The 3,115-nt window shown below is 39.5% G+C and carries 3 protein-coding genes; all 3 read right to left on the bottom strand.

Features of this window, described 5'->3' with window-relative positions:
• Positions 1 to 94 precede the first annotated feature (94 nt).
• Complete coding sequence (locus FZC41_RS16990; protein ID WP_148568643.1) at positions 95 to 1,132, bottom strand: tyrosine-type recombinase/integrase; 1,038 nt, start codon at positions 1,130 to 1,132, stop codon at positions 95 to 97.
• Positions 1,125 to 2,108, bottom strand: a complete 984-nt coding sequence (locus tag FZC41_RS16985; protein WP_148568642.1) for a tyrosine-type recombinase/integrase — start codon at positions 2,106 to 2,108, stop codon at positions 1,125 to 1,127. The genes FZC41_RS16990 and FZC41_RS16985 overlap by 8 nt, the downstream gene beginning before the upstream one ends.
• Positions 2,105 to 3,115: tyrosine-type recombinase/integrase (locus FZC41_RS16980; protein WP_148568641.1), on the bottom strand; the 1,011-nt coding region annotated here is incomplete at its 5' end. The genes FZC41_RS16980 and FZC41_RS16985, both read right to left, overlap by 4 nt.

Genomic DNA, 3,115 nt, shown 5'->3' with positions numbered 1-3,115 from the left:
GTCGCATTATCCGAGAAATATGATTATCCGAGTAGAATTCCTAGAAGCCGCATAAGCTCTTGAGATTCTATTTTTTTTCTCAGATAATTACGCATCAGTCATTCAACTGCAAATTCAAAAACTCAGGCATATTATTTTTCTTGATCACTTCTTCCTTTTTGTTAAAATTCTGTGGAAACCACTTATGATTCCATTCTTTAAGGTGTTTATCCACAGTGTTCTGAGATAATTCAGCATAAATCTGTGTCGTTTGAAGAGATGCATGACCCAGGAAATTTTTGATAACAACAATCGGTACACCAGCCTCTAACATATGACTGGCCGTTGAATGCCTCATGGAATGAGGCGGATAGCTATCTTCACAGAACAAGGATGGGTTTTCTTTTTTTGCAACGCGCACATATTTTTTAAAGATACCTTCGATGCATGAAACCGTCATCTGCTCATGGGTTTGACTGGAAAAAACATGCCGATCCGGTTTCGATTCGATTCGTCTGTGTGCAATATAATTCTGTAATATCGTCGTGCAGGCATCCGGGATACCAATTCGCCGTGTTTTTCTGCCTTTTCCCTTGATATTGATGGTAGCACCTTTCGGATTAAACTGGATGTTTCCAACGGTCAGATCGCATATTTCCTGAGCCCTTGCCCCACTTGCATACATAAGACTGAGCAAAACCTTATCCCTGAGGCCTGTTACCTTAGTATTATCAGGTAATTGAAGGAGTATCTTTATTTCCTGAACCGAAAATACTGCTCGAGGTTTTTTTTGAGCTTTTTTCGTGGGAATTTTAATCACACTGCACCGAAAGATTGATGCTGCGTCAAAATCCCGATTCTGAGCATACTCAGAAAAAGAAATAATTGCGGACAGTCGCTGATTCTTCGTTGATGCACTACAACCACGTTCTTTCTCAATCCAGTCAAAAAACGCCATTAGTGTATAATAATCAAGCTGTTCAAAGGAAATCTTATCTGCCGGGATATCCTTCTTTGAGAACATGAATTCAATCAATAAACGAAAGGCATATTTATATGAAATAATGGTATTAGGACTAGCGCCAATCGAACACGTCATATAACTACTAAGATAATCATCAAGTAACTTCAGAAATTTCGAAGGCTCACTCATCGTATTTTACCTCCGGAAAAATCTGTGCAGTATAATCATCAAAAAGCTTCATTGCATCGGGAAACAACTCACTGCTGAATTTCAGGTATTTTTCTGTTTCTTTCAGACTATCGTGCCCCAGATAGATGGAAAGATATGGGATAGCATCGTCAATTCTGCGTCCATTTTTTTCAGCGTTAGCAAAAGATTTGAATACAAAGACATGCCTGAGGCAGTGCATACAGGGTCCTCTCTGATGTTTTTGCCGATTGGACAAAGATATATTGCCTAACTTTAAAATGTTATTAAACTGATACCCTGCAGCATGGATACTAACCGATACTGTTGGATCAGCTGTCGGGAACAGATACGCTTCTGGATAGCCCACCATACCCAAAGCCATACAGTATTTTTTGAGTATTTCTGTCAACGCGGGATGCATGGGTACCCGTCTCTGTTTGTTGCCCTTTGTATAGTTAAGTGTTAACACGCCCGCATCAAAATCCACATCTTTAATCTTTAATGCTAGCGTTTCGCCTATACGCAGACCACATCCGTACATGAGACGCAGAATCATTGGATACTCAATATGGATAAGGGTATTTTTTTGAAATCTGCCCATTGGTAAGGTATCAGCAATGGAAAAAATCATATCGATCTCGTCATCAGAGAATATATAGGGTACATAGTCATCGCTAACTTTAGGGATTGGTGGTATATAAGCATGAATCCCGTAACTCAGCAGGTGTTCTAAAAAAATCCGGATAACAATTACCACGTTAGCAATCGAACTGCTTTTCCCGGTCAACGTGCGTACCCAGCCAACCATTTGTGCTTCCGTTAGGTTTTTAGTTTCGCAATTGATTGAGCAGAGATACTCATCAAAATTCTGAAGCGTATGACGGTCGTGTTTATATGCGCTTTGGCTTTTCGAAACCTTACGTAATTCCAAAAAATCAGTCAGTTCGTTGTTTAAGATACTCTTGAACTGGATCATGCGTTGATACCTCCGTCAATAAAAGCTTTAAATGTGCCCGATGGCCTGGGGACTTCGATTGCGCATTCACGAAGTTTATCCAGATCAAGTTTTGCATAATGTTTGATTGCATCGGAATCGGTATGCCCCAGGATTTTCGTAACCGCTTCGTAGGGAACATCATCGTTAATCATTGAATTGGCTAATGATGATCGAAATGTATGAGGGCCGTGTTTTTTCGCAGTGATATCAATACCCGCCATCTTAAAGTATCGTGTCGTTACAAATCTCAAAACAGAAGTGGTTATTTCCTTAAAAGGTGCATTTTGACGTAAAAACAGGGTATCGCCAGTTACTTTAGGTCGGGCATTGTTGATATAATCGGTCAATGCGATCTTAACTTCTGTTAACATCGGAAGTCGTAATCGTTCACCTGTTTTTTGCTGTATAAAAGTAATCTGATCGCGCTTAAAATCAAGATCAGCCAGCGACAACTTTACAATATCTCCGGATCGCATACCAAGTCTGGTTGCTAAAATTAGCATTGCATAATCGCGTTTGCCTATATTACAGGTACGGTCAATCACCTTTTCAATTTGGAAGATCTCCTTTTCACTATACGTGACAGGGAGATGGGTTGGCTTTCGATAACGTGGTACAAGTGTCGAAAAATCGGCTTCAATTATTCCGTTGATGCTTAAGAATTTTAAAAAAGCTCTTATAATGGCCCAGCCATCTTTATTCTCAACCCTCAGGCAGGCTTTAGCAACATAGGAAGGTTTTAGCGAATAAATGTTCATGCAACCAAGATCAATACAATCTTTGAGAAAACAACGTATGAACCGTTTCTTTGCCTTTATCGTGTTAACTTTATTGCCAGCTTCATTGCATTGCAGAGAAAAAAGATCTAAAACATACTCAAAGTTATTAGGCAATAATTCAACTTGATGTTGCTGCTGAACCTTATATTCAATTCCAGAATAAAAATCATTCAATCTCCGGATCGCTGTGATTATCGCTTTCTGACG

The organism is Acetobacterium paludosum (assembly GCF_008086595.1).
GTDB classification, from domain to species: Bacteria; Bacillota; Clostridia; order Eubacteriales; family Eubacteriaceae; genus Acetobacterium; species Acetobacterium paludosum.
The sequence above is the reverse complement of the archived record's forward strand: the minus strand, read 5'-3'. Positions and strand labels throughout refer to the sequence as shown.